General features: G+C 67.3%; 14 protein-coding genes. 6 read left to right on the top strand and 8 right to left on the bottom strand.

Going from position 1 to position 16,083, the window contains the following annotated elements; genetic code table 11:
• The first annotated feature begins 133 nt into the window (after nucleotides 1-133).
• Together rnd and ACQKLX_RS11920 are read left to right on the top strand one after the other, a co-directional pair.
• Nucleotides 134-1,273, top strand: coding sequence for a ribonuclease D (gene rnd / locus ACQKLX_RS11925; RefSeq protein WP_427361793.1), 1,140 nt, complete (start codon nucleotides 134-136; stop codon nucleotides 1,271-1,273).
• Nucleotides 1,274-1,386: 113 nt separating this feature from the next.
• Entirely contained in the window at nucleotides 1,387-2,163 is a 777-nt protein-coding gene (locus tag ACQKLX_RS11920; protein ID WP_427361792.1) for a bestrophin-like domain, read from the top strand.
• A gap of 53 nt (nucleotides 2,164-2,216) precedes the next feature.
• On the opposite strand, the gene ppx is transcribed toward ACQKLX_RS11920, so the two are convergent.
• Both ppx and ACQKLX_RS11910 read right to left on the bottom strand, forming a co-directional pair.
• Nucleotides 2,217-3,779, bottom strand: coding sequence for an exopolyphosphatase (ppx, locus tag ACQKLX_RS11915; protein WP_427361791.1), 1,563 nt, complete (start codon nucleotides 3,777-3,779; stop codon nucleotides 2,217-2,219).
• Nucleotides 3,715-5,931 (bottom strand): RNA degradosome polyphosphate kinase, encoded by a 2,217-nt coding sequence (locus tag ACQKLX_RS11910; RefSeq protein WP_427361790.1) that lies wholly within the window; start codon nucleotides 5,929-5,931, stop codon nucleotides 3,715-3,717. The genes ppx and ACQKLX_RS11910 overlap by 65 nt, the downstream gene beginning before the upstream one ends.
• Nucleotides 5,932-6,179: 248 nt before the next feature.
• Between ACQKLX_RS11910 and ACQKLX_RS11905 the strand changes: the two genes are divergently transcribed.
• Nucleotides 6,180-7,415, top strand: coding sequence for an acyl-CoA desaturase (locus ACQKLX_RS11905; RefSeq protein WP_427361789.1), 1,236 nt, complete (start codon nucleotides 6,180-6,182; stop codon nucleotides 7,413-7,415).
• A gap of 4 nt (nucleotides 7,416-7,419) precedes the next feature.
• Here ACQKLX_RS11905 and ACQKLX_RS11900 read toward each other — a convergent pair whose 3' ends face one another.
• From ACQKLX_RS11900 to ACQKLX_RS11890, 3 genes are all read right to left on the bottom strand, one after another.
• A complete protein-coding gene (locus ACQKLX_RS11900) occupies nucleotides 7,420-8,118 on the bottom strand; it encodes a P-loop NTPase family protein (protein WP_427361788.1) in 699 nt (232 codons plus the stop codon).
• Complete coding sequence (locus ACQKLX_RS11895; RefSeq protein ID WP_427361787.1) at nucleotides 8,105-9,199, bottom strand: AI-2E family transporter; 1,095 nt, start codon at nucleotides 9,197-9,199, stop codon at nucleotides 8,105-8,107. Before ACQKLX_RS11895 ends, ACQKLX_RS11900 begins: the two co-directional genes overlap by 14 nt.
• 73 nt (nucleotides 9,200-9,272) lie before the next feature.
• A complete protein-coding gene (locus ACQKLX_RS11890) occupies nucleotides 9,273-9,803 on the bottom strand; it encodes a CDP-alcohol phosphatidyltransferase family protein (protein ID WP_427361786.1) in 531 nt (176 codons plus the stop codon).
• A gap of 135 nt (nucleotides 9,804-9,938) precedes the next feature.
• Here ACQKLX_RS11890 and purM point away from each other — a divergent pair, with 135 nt between their 5' ends.
• Nucleotides 9,939-11,009: a phosphoribosylformylglycinamidine cyclo-ligase gene (gene purM / locus ACQKLX_RS11885; protein WP_427361785.1), complete on the top strand. Its 1,071-nt coding sequence runs from the start codon at nucleotides 9,939-9,941 to the stop codon at nucleotides 11,007-11,009.
• On the top strand, nucleotides 11,006-11,626 hold the full coding sequence (gene purN, locus ACQKLX_RS11880; RefSeq protein WP_427361784.1) for a phosphoribosylglycinamide formyltransferase: 621 nt from the start codon (nucleotides 11,006-11,008) through the stop codon (nucleotides 11,624-11,626). Before purM ends, purN begins: the two co-directional genes overlap by 4 nt.
• A gap of 129 nt (nucleotides 11,627-11,755) precedes the next feature.
• On the opposite strand, the gene ACQKLX_RS11875 is transcribed toward purN, so the two are convergent.
• Nucleotides 11,756-12,493, bottom strand: a complete 738-nt coding sequence (locus tag ACQKLX_RS11875) for a helix-turn-helix transcriptional regulator (protein ID WP_427361783.1) — start codon at nucleotides 12,491-12,493, stop codon at nucleotides 11,756-11,758.
• Between the two features lie 123 nt (nucleotides 12,494-12,616).
• Between ACQKLX_RS11875 and ACQKLX_RS11870 the strand changes: the two genes are divergently transcribed.
• Entirely contained in the window at nucleotides 12,617-13,333 is a 717-nt protein-coding gene (locus ACQKLX_RS11870) for a glutathione S-transferase family protein (RefSeq protein ID WP_427361782.1), read from the top strand.
• Nucleotides 13,334-13,345: 12 nt separating this feature from the next.
• Here the strand turns inward: ACQKLX_RS11870 and ACQKLX_RS11865 are convergent, their stop codons facing one another.
• Together ACQKLX_RS11865 and ACQKLX_RS11860 are read right to left on the bottom strand one after the other, a co-directional pair.
• Nucleotides 13,346-13,636 (bottom strand): hypothetical protein, encoded by a 291-nt coding sequence (locus tag ACQKLX_RS11865; RefSeq protein ID WP_427361781.1) that lies wholly within the window; start codon nucleotides 13,634-13,636, stop codon nucleotides 13,346-13,348.
• A 193-nt stretch (nucleotides 13,637-13,829) separates the two neighbouring features.
• A complete protein-coding gene (locus ACQKLX_RS11860) occupies nucleotides 13,830-15,920 on the bottom strand; it encodes a molybdopterin-containing oxidoreductase family protein (protein WP_427361780.1) in 2,091 nt (696 codons plus the stop codon).
• Nucleotides 15,921-16,083: the final 163 nt, after the last annotated feature.

Here is a 16,083-nt window from a genome sequence, read left to right as displayed (position 1 = left end):
GGTTCAGCTTTCCGGGCGTCCATGCGGCCCAAGCGGGCACGCAAGCGATTTGGCGCCGTAACCACACGCGCGCGGCTTGCTTGTCAAGAACGCCCGCGACATGGCGCGCTTTCATCTGCTAAGAGCGCGCTCCATGAACCTGATCTCCACGACCGAAGAGCTGGCCTCCGCCTGCTCCCGCCTCGCCACGCACCCGTTCGTCACTGTCGACACCGAGTTCCTGCGCGAGACGACCTATTATCCGAAGCTCTGCCTGATCCAGATGGCCTCGCCGGACGAGGCTGTGATGGTCGATCCGCTGGCCGAGGGGCTCGATCTCGCCCCCTTCATGGCGCTGATGACCGACCAGAACGTGGTCAAGGTCTTCCATGCCGCCCGACAGGACCTCGAAATCGTCTGGATGCTCGGCCGGGTGCTGCCGACGCCGCTGTTCGACACGCAGGTCGCGGCCATGGTCTGCGGCTATGGCGACTCGGTCGGCTACGAGCAGCTGGTCAACGACCTCGCCAAGGCGCGCATCGACAAGTCCTCGCGCTTCACCGACTGGTCGCGGCGTCCGCTCAGCGAGGCGCAGCTGGTCTATGCCGAATCGGACGTGACGCATTTGCGCGACATCTACCTCGCGCTACAGGCCGACCTCGCCGCGAGCGGTCGCGAAAGCTGGGTCGCCGAGGAAATGGCGGTGCTGAATTCGCCCGGCACCTACGAGGTCAAGCCCGAGAACGCCTGGCAGCGCCTCAAGGGCCGCCTGCGCAAGCCGAAGGAGCTGGCTGTGCTGATGGAGCTCGCAGCCTGGCGCGAGCGTGAGGCTCAGCATCGCGACGTGCCGCGCCAGCGCGTGCTCAAGGACGATGCGCTGATGGACATCGTCCAGCGCGCCCCGCGCTCGGCCGACGCGCTCGGCGAGTTGCGCTCGGTTCCGAACGGCTTCGAGCGCTCGCGTGCCGGCGGCGAGGTGCTGGCCGCGGTCGAGCGCGCCCTGGCGATCGACCCGCGCAACCTGCCCCGGCTGGAGCGCGAACGCGGCCGGCCGGGCAACGGCGCGGTGCTCGACCTGCTCAAGGTGCTGCTCAAGGCGACGGCAGACGCCGAACGCGTCGCGCCGAAGATCATCGCCTCCAGCGATGACCTCGAAGAGATCGCCAGCAATGACGAGGCCGATGTGCCGGCGCTGCACGGCTGGCGCCGCGAAATCTTCGGCGAGAAGGCGCTGGCGCTGAAGAACGGCTCGCTTTCGCTCAAGATCGTGCGCGGGCGCGTCACGGTCGGTTGAGAAAACGCCCCGGAAAGCTTGTTTTCGGCTATTCGCAGAGCGGGGCTTGTCCGGCGCGACCGAACTGAGGTCTGCTGCCGCCATTCGATCGCTGGCAGATTCTCGGGGGCGACGTGTTCATCCTGTTCCATCAATTGCCGCTGGCGGGGATGTTCTTCGCCGTGCTGGCGCTGGGCCTTGCGGCCTGCTGGCTCCTGATCGGCCTCGTCCGCTTTGCCATTCCCCGTGTCGGCTTCCGGCTGGACCACCAGCTGCCGATCCGTGATTCGATCATCAATGCCTGCGGAGCGCTGTTCGCGCTGATCGTCGCGTTCTCCGCGGTGGGGATCTGGAACGACGCCGTCTCGGCCCGGACCGCAGTGCAGCGCGAAGCCGATGCGGTGGAGACGGCGCTCGCCCTATCCGTGGTGCTACCGGAAGAAACGCGGTCCGAGCTGGCCAAGGGACTGCAGGACTATATGCGCGAAGTCGTCGCGATCGACTGGCCGGCCATGGCCAAGAGCATGCCGCTTACCGATCCGGTCTTCGACCAGTCGGAGAAGCACCTGCTCGGCGCGATCCATCTGGTGTCGCGGCTGAACGCCGCAGCAGCCTACTCGCCGCTGCTCAACCAGCTGCTGGAGATCCGTCACGCCCGGCTAGCGCGGCTCTCCGCCTCGATCGCCGGCGTCACCTGGGCGCAATGGTGTGCGATGTGGCTGATCTCGACAACGACCCTCCTCGCGATCGTCATCTGCAACAGCCACAGTTTCCGCATGCAGATCGTGGCCGCGCATCTCTACGTGCTGGTCGTCTCAGCCGCCTATTTCGTCATTCTGGCGCATGACCGGCCCTTTATCGGCCGAATATCGATCCAGCCGACCGCTTTCCAGCAGCTCCTGCCCCGCTAGAGCACGCGTGCTCTAGCATCAGGTGAATCCGGCTCTAGGTCGGGGCTTTCCGCTCAGCGGATATCGACCTCGCGCCCGAGCAGCTTGGCGAGCTGCTTCAGACGCCCGGTCACGCGCTCGCTCGCCAGCGATTTCAGATCGTCCGGCAGGCGCAGGACGAGCCGGCTGTCGATGCAGGTCAGTGGCGCCCGCGGCAGGATTCCGGGCATGCCAGCCGAGATCAGATAGGCGACCCGGAAAGCGGCAGCGAGGATGTGGACACGCTCGAGCGTGCGCGTCGCCAGCAGCCGCCGTAGCCCCTCGACAGCCGGCGCCGAGGCTTTCAGGCCGGCATAGCGATAGAACGCCGTCAGCGCGAGGAAGGCGCGGCCGGCATGCTCGACGCCACTGAACGAGGCATGGGCGATGACGTTGAGCGTCTGCTCGCCGCGATAATCGGGATGGGCGCGCCAGCCGATATCCGAGAGCAGGCAGGCCGCGAGCTGAAGCCGCCGCAGCGCCGGATCGTCATTGGGATAGGCGCTGGCGACGAGCTTGTCGGTCCAGGCGATCAGGTCGGCTGCGTGGCGCGGATCGCGAGCGCGCAATTGGTTGTAGTCTTCGGCGCCGCGCAGCAGCGCATCGGCGGAGCGCTCGGCCTCGTCGAGCTGCTCGTGCAGCAGCCCTTCGCGCACGCCATTGGCGGAGATCACGACATTGCGCGGGCGGCCGCGCTTGATGATCTGGTCGAGCACCAGTGCGCCATAGGCGAGCAGCGGACGCCGGGCCGAAGAGACCGCCTCGATCGCCTCCAGCATCGAGGCATCGGCGCGCTCGACCAGCCGGACGAAGTCGCTCGCCTCGCGGGCCGGCACGATATAGCCGTGCATGACGTTGAGCGGGTAGCCGGACTGGCGCTGGTGCAGGGTCGCGAGCGCGCGCCAGGTGCCGCCGACGGCGTAGAAATCGCGCCCGCGCATGGCGCCGAGCTGCGGGTGATGGTCGAGATCGTCGCGGACGATCTTCTCGGCCGCCTTCATCGAGTTCTTCGAGCGGTCGATGAGCGCCAGGCCGCCGAGCGGCAGGCTAATCCCCTCCCCGACCTTGTCGCCATCCACGGAAATCAGTTCGAGCGAACCACCGCCGAGGTCGCCGACGACGCCGTGTGGCTGGTCGAAGCCCGAGATCACGCCGAGTGCCGAGAGATAGGCCTCGCGGTCGCCGGAGATCAGCTCGATCGGCTGACCGACGGCCGCTTCGGCCCGTGCGATGAAATCGGGGCCGTTCGAAGCATAGCGGGCCGCCGCCGTGGCGATGACCCTGAGCTGCCCGACATGCATCGCCTCGCAGAGGATGCGGAAGCGCACCAGCGCCGAGAGCGCCTTGTCGATCGCGTCCTGCGCCAGCATCCCGGTCGTGGCGACCTGCCGGCCGAGACCCGCCATCTCCTTCTCGTTGAAGACCTGCGCGGGAGCCCGCGACAGGTTCTCGTAGACGACGAGACGAACCGAGTTCGAGCCGATATCGATGATCGCGATGGTGTCGTCGACGCTCAGCCGGCCCGAAGCCTGCTCAGGCCTTCTTGCCGGCGCGGCGGGAGAGGCTGCGCGGGCTTGAGCTCGAAAGAGATTTTCCACGACCAGACAGGCTCGGATTCGTCATGAAATACTTATGGGCGTTGAACGACTCTTCGGCCGATGGCGGGACAATGCGTCGCGAGCCGCCATCCGGCAAGATGGTCCAGCTCTGTTCGTTGTCGAGAAAGTTCGCCAGCATGATCTGTTCGAGCAGCTGCTGGTGGACCGTGCCGTTCTGGATCGGCGTCAGCGCCTCGACACGGCGATCGAGATTGCGCGGCATCAGGTCGGCCGAGGAGATGTAGAGCTTGGCCTTGGCCGAGGGCATGCCGTGGCCAGCGCCGAAGGCATAGACGCGGGTGTGCTCGAGGAAGCGCCCGACGATCGACTTGACGCGGATATTGTCGGAGAGCCCCGGCACGCCGGGCCGCAGGCAGCAGATGCCGCGCACGACGAAGTCGATCTGCACGCCGGCCTGGCTGGCGTCGTAGAGCGCATCGATGATCTCGGGATCGACCAGCGAGTTGCACTTGCCCCAGATCGCGCCCTTGCGGCCGGCCTTCACATGGGCGACCTCCTCGGCGATGTCGTCGAGCAGGCGCTTCTTCAGATTGACCGGCGAGACGGCCATGCGCTCCAGCTCGGCCGGCTCGGCATAGCCAGTGATGAAATTGAAGATGCGCGCGACATCCTGCGCCATCACCGGATCGGCGGTGAAGAAGGAGACATCGGTGTAGATGCGTGCCGTGATCGGGTGGTAGTTGCCGGTGGCGATGTGGCAGTAGGTCACAAACTGCCCGGCCTCGCGGCGCACCACCATCGAGAGCTTGGCATGGGTCTTGAGCTCGATGAAACCATAGACGACCTGGACGCCGGCGCGCTCCAGATCCTTGGCCCAGCGGATGTTCGCCTCTTCGTCGAAGCGCGCCTTGAGCTCGACCAGCGCGGTCACCGACTTGCCGGCCTCGGCCGCTTCAGCCAGCGCCTGGACGATCGGCGAGTTCGAGGACGTCCGGTAGAGCGTCTGCTTGATCGCGACGACGTTGGGATCGCGTGCCGCCTGCTGCAGGAACTGCACCACGACATCGAAGCTCTCATAGGGGTGGTGGACGATCAGGTCCTTCTGGCGGATGGCGGCGAAGCAGTCGCCGCCATGCTCGCGGATGCGCTCCGGAAAACGGGCGTTGTAGGGCTTGAACTTCAGGTCCGGCCGGTCGACGCCGACGAGCTGGGAGAGCTCGTTCAGGCCGATCATGCCGTCGACGACCACGATCTCGTCAGGGTCGACCTTGAGCTCGCGGATGATCAGGTCGCGCAGATGCGCGGGCATGTCGGCATGGAGCTCGAGGCGGATCACGACGCCGCGGCGGCGCTGCTTCAGCATGGTCTCGAAGACGCGGACCAGGTCCTCAGCTTCCTCCTCGATGTCGAGATCGGAGTCTCGGATGATGCGGAAGGAGCCGGTGCCCTTGACCTCGTAACCGGGGAAGAGCTTGCCGATGAACAGCGCGACCAGGTCCTCCAGCATGATGAAGCGCTGGACGCCCTCGCGGGCGAGGTCGGGCAGTTCGATGAAGCGGTCCATCTTCACCGGCACGCGGATCAGCGCGTCGAGCGCTCGCCCATCGCTGACGCGCTCCAGCGCCAGCGCGATGGTGAAGCCGAGATTGGGGATGAACGGGAACGGGTGGGCCGGGTCGATCGCCAGCGGCGTCAGCACCGGGAAGACATAGTGCAGGAAGCGGTCTTCCAGCCAGATCCGGTCCTGCGCGCCGATATCGGCCGGGCGCAGCAGCACGATCCGGTTCGCCTCGAGGTCCTGCTTCAGCTCGGTCCAGCGGATCTGCTGGTCGCGGGTCAGGGCGGAAACCGCCTCGCCCAGGGCCGCGAGCTGCTCGGCCGGGCTGAGGCCATCCTGGCTCGGCGTCACCACACCCGCCTTGAGCTGCTCGCGCAGGCCGGAGACGCGAACCATGAAGAACTCGTCGAGATTGTTCGCCGAGATCGAGAGGAAGCGCAGCTGCTCGAGCAGCGGATGGTTGCGGTTGGAGGCCTCCTCCATCACCCGCCGGTTGAACTGCAGCCAGGACAGCTCCCGGTTCATGAAGCGCTTGGGCGACTGCCTGAGCTCCTCGTCGAGATGAAGAACCGTATCCGTCGCCACCAAGGCCGCAGCCTTCGGGGCCGGCGCTTCCGCCACATCCTGGGTCATTCGCTTTGCTCTCGCTGTCGACGCCGCTCGTGCCACTGCCGGTCCTGTAGCTGTGCTGTGTGTCGTTTTGCTTGCAGCCGCAGTTGCTGCCTTCGCCTTGAAGCCACCGTAGCGTGACGCTTCGATGACAGGCGAGGCCAAACGTCACATTTCATCAACGCATACGACGCTTGCGCCAGCCCCGCTGCTGCTGTTTGGTCGGCATGCGAATCCCGCATGCCTTCAGAACGTAAGTCCAGAGAGCGAACTTGTCAGAGCAGCAGCACGCCGACGATCACGGCGACATCGTCTACCCCTCAGCCATACCCTTCGTTCTGGCGCATCTGGCCTGCTTCGGTGCGCTCTGGAGCGGCGTCAGCGCGACCTCGCTCTGGCTAGCCTTCGGCCTCTACTGGCTGCGCATGTTCGCAGTGACCGGCGGCTATCACCGCTATTTCTCGCACCGGACCTACAAGACCAGCCGGGCCGGCCAGTTCGTCCTCGCCCTCCTCGCCCAGTCGACGGCGCAGAAGAGCGTGATCTGGTGGGCCTCGAAGCACCGGCACCATCACCGCTTCTCCGACACCGAGCACGATGTCCATTCGCCGGTGCTGACCTCGTTCTTCTACTCCCATGTCGGCTGGATCTTCAGCAACGGCCATGACCGCTGCGACACCTCGACCGTCACCGACCTGACGCGCTTTCCCGAGCTCGCCTTCCTGCATCGGTTCGAATTGCTGCCGGCCTTCGCGCTCGCGCTGATCTGCTTTGCCATCGACGGCTGGAGCGGGCTGTTCGTCGGCTTCTTCTGGTCGACGGTCGCGGTCTACCACGGCACCTTCTGCATCAACTCGCTGGCGCATGTGCATGGCGACAAGGACTATGTCACCGGCGACGAGAGCCGGAACAACTGGTGGCTGGCGATCATCACCATGGGCGAAGGCTGGCACAACAACCACCACGCCTATCAGTACAGCGTCCGCCAGGGGTTTCGCTGGTGGCAGTGGGATCCGACCTATTACCTGATCCTCGGCCTGTCGAAGCTGCGCCTGGTCTGGGACCTGAGGGCGCCGCCGCAGGCCGTCATCGAGCGCTCGCAGGCGCTGCCGCCGCGCGTGATCGAGCGTTCGGCCGAGCGGCTCGCGGCTTCCGTGCCGGTCGAGCGCATCGTCCAGGCCTTCCGCGACGCCTATGCCAATGCGCCCGGCCTGCCGGAGCTGCATCTGCCCGAGCTGCACCTGCCGACGCTGACGCTGCCCGAATTCCGCGAAGCCCTGGCCGCAATGCAGGCCCGCGCCGGCGAGCGCCTGCACGCCGTCCAGGCGCAAGCGCAGGACGCGATCGCCCATTGGCACATGCCGAGCCGCGAGGAACTGAGCGAGAAGGCCGCGGCGATGTTCGTCAAGACGCCCTCGCTCGACGCGATCGCCGCTCGCGCGCACGAGCTGCTGATCGAGACGGTCCATGCCCGCCTGACCGGCACGGCCGCTGCAGCCAAGGCCTAAGACCTCACTCCTCCGGGAAGAGCGAGGCGACGACCTCGGTGGCCATGGCGCGGGTGACGCGCCGGCCACGCTCCAGCGAGAGCTTGTCGATGGCGTCGACGAGGTCGCGCGCCGCGGCGAAGGAGCGCTCCATCCTGAGCGCCAGCGCCTCGATCGTGCCGGTGTCGACGATGAGCTGGCGGTCGACGAAGAGCTTGACCAGGAGCGCCCGCAGCAGTGCATCGTCCGGCGGCGCGATCTCGGCCTGCGGCGCCAGGCGCAGACGCGAGAGCAGGTCCGGCACCTTCAGGCCCCATTGGCCCGGCTCGGTCCGCGCGGTCAGCAGCACCGAGGCGCCGCGCGCCTTGGTGGCGTTGAGCAGATGGAACAAGGCTGGCTCGTCGAGCGGGGCGCGGTCGCAATCCTCGATCACCAGCGCGCCGCCGGACGCCAGATGTGGCACCTTGGCTTCGTCCAGCTCGGCGGCGGGCAGCGTCCAGGCATGGGCACGCGCCGCCCAGATCGCGGCGAGATGGGTCTTGCCTGCCCCTTCCGGCCCGACCAGGCGCAGCCAGGAGGCCGGCCAGCCCGGCCAGCTCTCGATCAGCCCATAGGCCTGCTCGTTCGAGGGGCCGACGAGGAAATCCTCGACCCCGTGGCGACTGTCGACCGGCAGATCGAAGGCAAGCTGGCGCGGCTTCACCGGCGGCTCACGGCTCGGCATGAAGCTTCGGGGCCTGGCCGGTGCGGCCACGATAATAGGGGCTGGCGAGGTATTGCCGCAGCACGAAGCGGGCGAGCACGCCGATGATCGCCGCCAGCGGCACGGCGAGCAGCAGGCCGACGAAGCCGAAGAGCGAGCCGAAGGCGAGCAGCGCGAACATCAGCCAGACCGGATGCACGCCGATGGAGTCGCCGACGAGCTTGGGCTGCAGGATGTTGCCCTCGATGAACTGGCCGGTGGCGAAGACGGCGAGCGTCAACAGCGGCATCGTCCAGTCCGGCCAGAACTGCACGGTGGCGACGCCGACCGAGAGCACGAGCCCGGTCAGCGAGCCGACATAGGGAATGAAGGAGAGGAAGCCGCTGATGATGCCGATCAGCGCGCCGAAATTGACGCCGACCAGCGACAGCCCGATCGCATAGAACGTCCCGAGCAGCAGGCAGACCAGCGCCTGGCCGCGCAGGAAGCCGGCGATGGCGACGTCCATCTCGTGCAGCAGGCCGCGGATCGTGTCGCGATGATCGAGCGGCAGCCAGCTGTCGACCGTCGCGACCATGCGGTCCCAGTCGGCGAGCAGGTAGAAGGCGATGACGGGCGTCAGCACCAGGAGCGAGAACACGCCGATGATCGCGGTGCCGCCGGACCAGAGCGAGCCCAGCAGCTTGCCGACCCAGCTCGTTGCTTCGCCGACGAGGTTGCCGAGCGAGCTCTGGGCATCCTGCGCCAGCTTGGCGCCGCCGAAGCGCTCGATCAGCGGCGCACCGCGTTCCATGATCAGCGCCTGCAACTTGGCGGCGTCGCCCGGCAGGCGCGCCACCAGCCCGGCGAGCTGCTGGCTGAGCAGCGGGGCGAGCAACACCAGCCCGGCGATGAAGATGAGCAGGAACAGGCAGAGGATCGCGATCGTCGCGGTCAGTCGGCTGAGGCCCCAGCGCTCCAGCCGGTCGGCCAGCGGATCGAGCAGATAGGCCAGCGCCAGCGCCGCGATGAAAGGCAGCAGCACGTCCCGGAACAGCATCAACGCGAGCACGAGGACGGCAAGGGCGAGCAGCCAGAAGAGCAGTTGACGCTGAAGACTCATGCACTCGCCTCTAGAGCCGGGTGTCCGGCGTCCTGATTATGGTGATCCGCCCCGGGCCATCCAAGGTGGCGGCTCAGCTCGCCATATGCCGCAGCCAGAGGGCGAGGTAGGCGCCCATGGAGGCGAGCGTCAAGGTCGCGACGACGATCTGCACCGCCGGCATCACAGCGCCGGCATCGATCTCGAAGGATTTCGAGCCGAGCACCAGCGCCGCAAAGACGAGCTGGGCCGCCGTGTTGAGCTTGCTGACGACGATCGGCGCGATCGTCACCGGCTTTTCCATCACCCATGACAGGATCACCGCCGTGACGATCATCAGGTCGCGCGAGACGACGACGATCACCAGCCAGACCGGAATGATACCGACGATGGCGAGCGTGATGTAGATCGAGACGATCAGCGCCTTATCGGCGAGCGGGTCGAGATAGGCGCCGAGCTCGCTCTTCATGTCGAAGCGCTTGGCGATAAAACCGTCGATCGCGTCGGAGACGCCGGCCGCGACGAACAGGAAGAAGGCCTCGTCCCAGCGGGCATTGACGATCATGACGATCACCAGCGGCACCAGGATCAGCCGGGCGATAGTGATCAGGTTCGGTAGCGTCATCGCGGGAGACCTGCCGAAAGAATCGCACCTCAAGGTAGAACATGGGCGGGAGAAGTGCGAAACGCTTTCGCGGAAGGGCTTGCCCCCCGCCCTGCCCTTGCCTATTCGCTCGCGAAGCAAAAGGAGCGAGTACCGATGACGAAACCGGGCGCCAACGGGCTGACCTATGCGCAGGCGGGCGTCGACATCGATGCCGGCAACGCCATGGTCGACGCGATCAAGCCGCTGGTGCGCTCGACGCGCCGGCCCGGCGCCGACGCGGAGATCGGCGGCTTCGGCGGGCTGTTCGACCTCAAGGCCGCCGGCTTCACCGATCCGATCCTGGTCGCCGCCAATGACGGCGTCGGCACCAAGGTCAAGATCGCGATCGAGAGCGGCCGGCATTCGACCATCGGCATCGACCTCGTCGCCATGTGCGTCAACGACCTCGTCGTCCAGGGCGCCGAGCCGCTGCTCTTCCTCGACTACTACGCCACCGGCAAGCTCGATCCGAAGGCCGGCGTCGAGATCGTACGCGGCATCGCCGAGGGCTGCCGCCAGGCCGGCTGCGCCCTAATCGGCGGCGAGACCGCCGAAATGCCGGGCATGTATGCCGGCAACGACTACGATCTCGCGGGCTTCGCCGTCGGCGCCGCCGAACGTGGCACGCTGCTGCCGCGCGCCGATGTCGTCGCCGGCGACGTCGTGCTCGGCCTGCCCTCCTCCGGCGTGCATTCGAACGGCTATTCTCTGGTCCGCCGCATCGTCGCCCTCTCGGGCCTGGCCTGGGACGCCCCTGCCCCCTTCGCTTCGGACAAGACGCTGGCCGAGGCGCTGCTGGAGCCGACCCGAATCTATGTGAAGAGCCTGCTGCAGGCGCTGAAGGCGGCGCCCGGCATCAAGGCCCTCGCCCACATCACCGGCGGCGGCTTCCCCGACAACATCCCGCGCGTGCTGCCGGACGATCTCGGCGTCGCGATCGACCTGCCGGCGATTTCCGTGCCGCCGGTGTTCGGCTGGCTCGCCCAGGTCGGCGGCGTCGCCGAGCGCGAGATGCTGCGCACCTTCAATTGCGGCATCGGCATGATCGTCGTCGCCGAGGCCGCTCAGGCCGAGGCCGTCATGGCGGCGCTGACCGAGGCCGGTGAGAAGCCGGTTAGGCTCGGCGAGGTCACGGCCCGCGGCACCGAAGAGGCCGTAACCTATCGCGGGAAGCTCGCCCTGTGAGCACGGCCAAGCGGGTGCGGACCGCGATCCTGATCTCCGGGCGCGGCTCGAACATGGTCGCGCTGATCGAGGCGGCCAGGGCCGCCGATTTCCCGGCCGAGATCGCGCTGGTCGCGGCCAACCTGCCGGATGCCGGCGGGCTGGAGCGGGCGGCGGCGGCCGGCATCGCCACGGCAAGCGTCGATCACCGCCCCTTCGGCAAGGATCGCGAGGCCTTCGAGCGGGCCCTCGACGCAGAGCTGCAGGCTCACGGCATCGAGCTCGTCGTGCTCGCCGGCTTCATGCGGGTGCTGACGCCCTGGTTCGTGACGCGCTGGCAGGGCCGGCTGATCAACATCCATCCCTCGCTGCTACCCGATTTCCGCGGCACACACACCCATGCCCGCGCGCTGGAAGCCGGCGTCACCGAACATGGCTGCACGGTGCATTTCGTCGTGCCCGAGCTCGACGCCGGCCCGACGATCCTGCAGGCGAAAGTGCCCGTGCTGCCCGGCGACGACGAGGCCAGCCTGTCGGCCCGCGTGCTCGAGCAGGAGCACCAGATCTACCCGCAGGCGCTGGCGCTGGTGGCGTCCGGGGCTGTGAAGCTCGAAGATGGGGTGGCAGTGGGCTCTTGAAGCCTGCCGTCATTCTCGGGCGAAGCGAAGCGCAGACCCGAGAATCTCATGACAAGAGGATGCTGGCCGGAGCCTCCACCGGGCTGAGATGCTCGGGTCGAGCCCGAGCATGACGCGAACGCCCCCTCGCTACTGCACCGTCACCGCTTCCCCCTGCTGCTCCATCGCGCGGCCGGCGGCAGCCTCCTGCTCCTCCTTCTGCCAGCGCCGGAACAGGTCGGCACGGCGGGCGGGATAGCGTTCCTCGCGAGCAGTGAGCTCGGCGATGCGGTCGGTACGGAAATGGCGGAAGGCCTGCCGGAGCTCGCACCAAGCGATGACGACGCGGACCCGGTCGAAGAAGGTCATGCCGATCGGCCAGATCATCCGCCGCGATTCGGCCCCGGCCTCGTCGCGATAGGCGATGTCGAGCTTGCGGCCATTGCGGATCGCGGCGCGGATCGCGGCGGCGTCGACCTGATCGACAACAGCCGAATCCTTGCAATAGGCCGGCGCGAACAGTGCCCCGTCGAGCAGGATGGGCCTGAGATGTGGCGGCAGCACCGCCGCGACCTTGGCGACGACATCCTCGGCAGCGCGCGCCAAGGTCGGGTCGGCGCGCTCGGAGAGCCAGCGCATGCCGACGAGCACGGCCTCGATCTCGTCGGGCGAGAACATCAAGGGCGGCAGGTCGAAGCCGGCATCGAGGACATAGCCGATGCCGGCCTCGCCGCGCACCGGCACGCCCTGGCGCAACAGCGCGGCGATGTCGCGGTAGACGGTGCGGACGGAGACGTCGAGCTCGGAGGCGAGCGTCTCGGCGGTGACGGGGCGACGCCGGCGGCGCAACCCCTGAATCAGATCGAGCAAACGTTCAGCACGCTGCATGGCGTAGTTCCGCTGATAGGAAGATGGCGTAAGCTCATCCTGCTCTACTCGCCCTGACACAAATTGTCAGGAGCGTGGCAGCAGCGCATGCTGCATACCGAATGCATCGGCCGGGGAGGAAACATGCTGGAGCTTCACGTATTCGGGCCTGCCTTCGGCCAGCCCGACCCGAGCCCGTTCTGCATGAAGGGCATCATCCTGATGGAGATGTCCGGCCTGCCCTATACCCGTGTGCGCGGCAATTTGCAGAAGGCGCCGAAAGGCAAGTTCCCGATGCTGCGCGACGGCGATAGGATCGTCCCCGACACGACCTTCATCCGCATGCACCTCGAACAGGCGCATGGGATCGACTTCGACAAGGGCCTCTCCGCCGAGCAGCGCGGCACCGCCTGGGCCGTCGAGAAAATGCTCGAGGACCACATGTACTGGCTGGTGGTGCAGGAGCGCTGGGCCAATCCCGCCAATTTCGATCGCGGGCCGCGCCGCTTCTTCGACGCCGTGCCGGCGCCGCTGCGGCCGCTGGTGGTTGCCGTGGTCAAGCGCCAGATCCGGCGCAACCTGCACGGCCACGGCATCGGCCGGCACAGCGACGCCGAGCGGCTGGAGCTGGCGCGGCGGGCGCTCGATGCGCTCGCCGGCATCCTCGGCGGCAACCCCTATCTCACCGGACCCGACCCATGCGGCGGCGATGCGACGCTCGGCGCCTTCACGATCGCCGGGCTGTGCGAGATCTTCGACTCGCCGCTGCGCGAGGCCCTGGTGAAGCACCCCAATCTGGTCGCTTATGCCGGCCGGATGCGCGAGCGCTATTTCAAGGACGAGAAGGCGAAGGCGGCCTGAGCCGCCTTCGCGTCAAGGCCGCTTCAGCTTGCAGCGGTCGATGAAGTCGTAGCCCTTGTCGCGGGCTGAATCATTGAAGTAGCCGGTGTCGCGGAAGGCCTGGAGCTCGTCCTTGGTCATGGCGTTGACCGTGCCCTTGGCGTAGCAGCTGCACGGGCTGTGCACCGCCTCGCGCGTCGTGTTCATCAGGCGCGACTGGGTGACCAGACAGGCGTCGAAGGCGCGCAGCTGGATCATATAGGGGGTCAGGTTCTTCGCCGTCGGATCCGGCGGCGGCAGCGCGCTCGTGCTGCCGGCGGCCATCGCCGCACCAGCGGACACCAACAGGGACAACCCAGCGGCCCAGACGACCGCACCAACCCGCCGCTTGATCATTGTTCGCACTGTCCGTTTCCGCGGCTCAAGCCCGGGAGACCCGAATCTCCCCTTGACAGGCCATGCCGTCGCCCGGGCGCGGATGGTCCATAGCGCCAGCGAAAAAGCAATGGCGCAAAGGTCACACCGCCTTGCGAATCCAGACCTTGTTGTCGTGGAAGGCCGCGCCGCCATAGGGCGCCGGCGAGTCGGCGCCGGTGATGGTGTTGATGCCTCGCCCGCCGCGATGGGCGCCGTTCGGCCAGATCGATTCGGCGATCGCGACGCCGCGCACCAGCCCGTCGAACAGCACAGCGTCGAGCTCGACCGTGCCGCGCCGGTTGCCGACGGTGACATGATCGCCCGCGGCGATACCGAGTGCAGCCGCATCGAGCGGATGCAGCATCAGCGTCGGCGCACCCTCCTTCTTCTGCGAGGTCGGCGTCTCGGTGAAGCTGGAGTTCAGGAAGTTGCGCGCCGGGCTGGTGGCGAGGCGGAACGGGTGCTCGGCGTCAGCCGCTTCGATCACGCCCCAATGATCGGGCAACGAGGGCAAGGTCTCATGCGGGCCGACCAGGCCGGCATTGCTGTTCGGCACTTTGGTCCAGTCCGGCTTGAAGCGGAACTTGCCGTCGCGCCAGCCGAAACCCTTGAGATAATGCGCCGTCTCGAAATCCGGCTGGATGTCGATGAAATCATTGGCGACCAGCTCTTCGAGCGTGCCGCGGCCGGTCTCCTGCAAGGTCCAGTCGACGAGCTCGCGCGGCGTCATCGTGAAGCCGCGATGCTCGGCGCCGAGGCGCTGTGCCAACGCGCAGATCACCTCGTGGTTCGAGCGACATTCGCCCGGCGGGTCGACGAGCTTGCCGCCCCACATGATGTGCTGGTGGCCGCCGCCCTGATAAAGGTCGTCATGCTCCATGAACTGCGTCGCCGGCAGCACGATGTCGGCCATCGCAGCAGTCTCGGTCATGAACTGCTCGTGCACGACGGTGAAAAGGTCATCGCGGGCAAAACCGCGTTTCACCAGCTCCTGCTCGGGCGCGACGGTGACCGGGTTGGTGTTCTGGATGAACAGCGCCTTGACCGGCCCGCCCTGGCGCAGCGCCTCGGCATCGCCGGTGAGCACCCGGCCGATCTGCGACTGGTCGAGCTGGCGGACAGTGCGGTCGATCTTGTCGAGGCCCTCGATCAGGCCCTTGCGCCACTTGTAGATGCCGCTGTTCGAGTGGAAGGCGCCGCCGCCCTCATACTGCCAGGCGCCGGTCACGGTCGGGACGCAGGAGGCGGCGTGGATGTTGACCGCGCCATTGCGCTGGCGGGCGAAGCCATAGCCGAGCCGGAAGAAGCTCTTCTTGCGCGTGCCGACGAGGGTGGCGAATTCCTCGATCTCGCCAACGCTGAGGCCGGTGATCGCCGCCGCCCATTCCGGCGTGCGGGTGACGAGGTGCGCCTCCAGCTCCTCCGGGGCGTCGGCGAAGCGGGCGAGATAGTCGCGGTCGGCAAGGCCGTCGCGGAAGAGCACATGCATGACGGCGCAGGCGAGCGCGCCGTCGGTGCCGGGCTTAAGCACCAGCGGCAGGTCCGCCTGGTCGAGCGTCGCGTTGCGGTAGATGTCGATCGCGACGATCTTGGCGCCGCGCTCTTTCCGCGCCTTCACCGCGTGGTGCATGACGTTGACCTGGGTGTGCACCGGGTTGGTGCCCCAGATCACGACGCAGTCCGACTTCGCCATCTCGCGCGGATCGGGCCCGGCGAGCTTGCCGGTGCCGGCGATGAAGCCGGTCCAGGCCGTGGTGGTGCAGATCGTCGAGTACTGGCCGGAATAACGCTTGGCGTGGCGCAGGCGGTTGATGCCGTCGCGCATCACCAGCCCCATCGTGCCGGCATAGTAGTACGGCCAGACCGCTTCCGGCCCGTGCTCGGCCTCGATCGCCAGGAAACGCCGGGCGATCTCGTCGAGCGCCTCGCTCCAGGAGATGCGCTCGAAGGCGCCCGAGCCCTTGGGTCCGGTGCGGCGCAGCGGATGGAGCAGCCGGTCGGGATGATGGATGCGCTCGGCGTAGCGGGCGACCTTGGCGCAGATCACGCCGTCAGTGTAGCTCTGGCGCTTGTTGCCGCGGACCCGGCCGATCGTCCTGCCGTCGATGACCTCGACCTCGAGCGAGCAGGCGGAAGGGCAATCATGCGGGCAGACCGAAGGCAGGCGCGCGATACGGGGAAGCTCTGTCATGCTCCCTTCCTAGAACAGGTCCAGGGTCGGCGGAAGCGCACGGTTGCATTGCCAGGCTGCGGCGGGGCAAGGTGCCCAGCATCCGGCGGCTGGGGATTCGGCCGGGCCATCAGCCAAACGTGCAGCGTTGTCGCAGACAGCCGCGCGTCAACTCCGGGTTAAG

It is taken from the genome of Allobosea sp. NPDC003192, assembly GCF_050275675.1.
In the GTDB taxonomy this organism is placed as follows: domain Bacteria; phylum Pseudomonadota; class Alphaproteobacteria; order Rhizobiales; family Beijerinckiaceae; genus Allobosea.
Note: the sequence above shows the minus strand (reverse complement) of the source record. Positions and strands in the feature narration are given on the sequence as shown.

What these genes read in the sequence shown, in the direction of transcription:
- rnd (WP_427361793.1), top strand. Translation starts at nt 134, where the DNA reads ATGAACCTGATCTCCACGACCGAAGAGCTGGCCTCCGCCTGCTCCCGC.
- ACQKLX_RS11910 (WP_427361790.1), bottom strand. Translation starts at nt 5,931, where the DNA reads ATGACCCAGGATGTGGCGGAAGCGCCGGCCCCGAAGGCTGCGGCCTTG.
- ACQKLX_RS11900 (WP_427361788.1), bottom strand. Translation starts at nt 8,118, where the DNA reads ATGCCGAGCCGTGAGCCGCCGGTGAAGCCGCGCCAGCTTGCCTTCGAT.
- ACQKLX_RS11895 (WP_427361787.1), bottom strand. Translation starts at nt 9,199, where the DNA reads ATGAGTCTTCAGCGTCAACTGCTCTTCTGGCTGCTCGCCCTTGCCGTC.
- ACQKLX_RS11890 (WP_427361786.1), bottom strand. Translation starts at nt 9,803, where the DNA reads ATGACGCTACCGAACCTGATCACTATCGCCCGGCTGATCCTGGTGCCG.
- purM (WP_427361785.1), top strand. Translation starts at nt 9,939, where the DNA reads ATGACGAAACCGGGCGCCAACGGGCTGACCTATGCGCAGGCGGGCGTC.
- ACQKLX_RS11875 (WP_427361783.1), bottom strand. Translation starts at nt 12,493, where the DNA reads ATGCAGCGTGCTGAACGTTTGCTCGATCTGATTCAGGGGTTGCGCCGC.
- ACQKLX_RS11870 (WP_427361782.1), top strand. Translation starts at nt 12,617, where the DNA reads ATGCTGGAGCTTCACGTATTCGGGCCTGCCTTCGGCCAGCCCGACCCG.
- ACQKLX_RS11865 (WP_427361781.1), bottom strand. Translation starts at nt 13,636, where the DNA reads ATGGCCGCCGGCAGCACGAGCGCGCTGCCGCCGCCGGATCCGACGGCG.
- ACQKLX_RS11860 (WP_427361780.1), bottom strand. Translation starts at nt 15,920, where the DNA reads ATGACAGAGCTTCCCCGTATCGCGCGCCTGCCTTCGGTCTGCCCGCAT.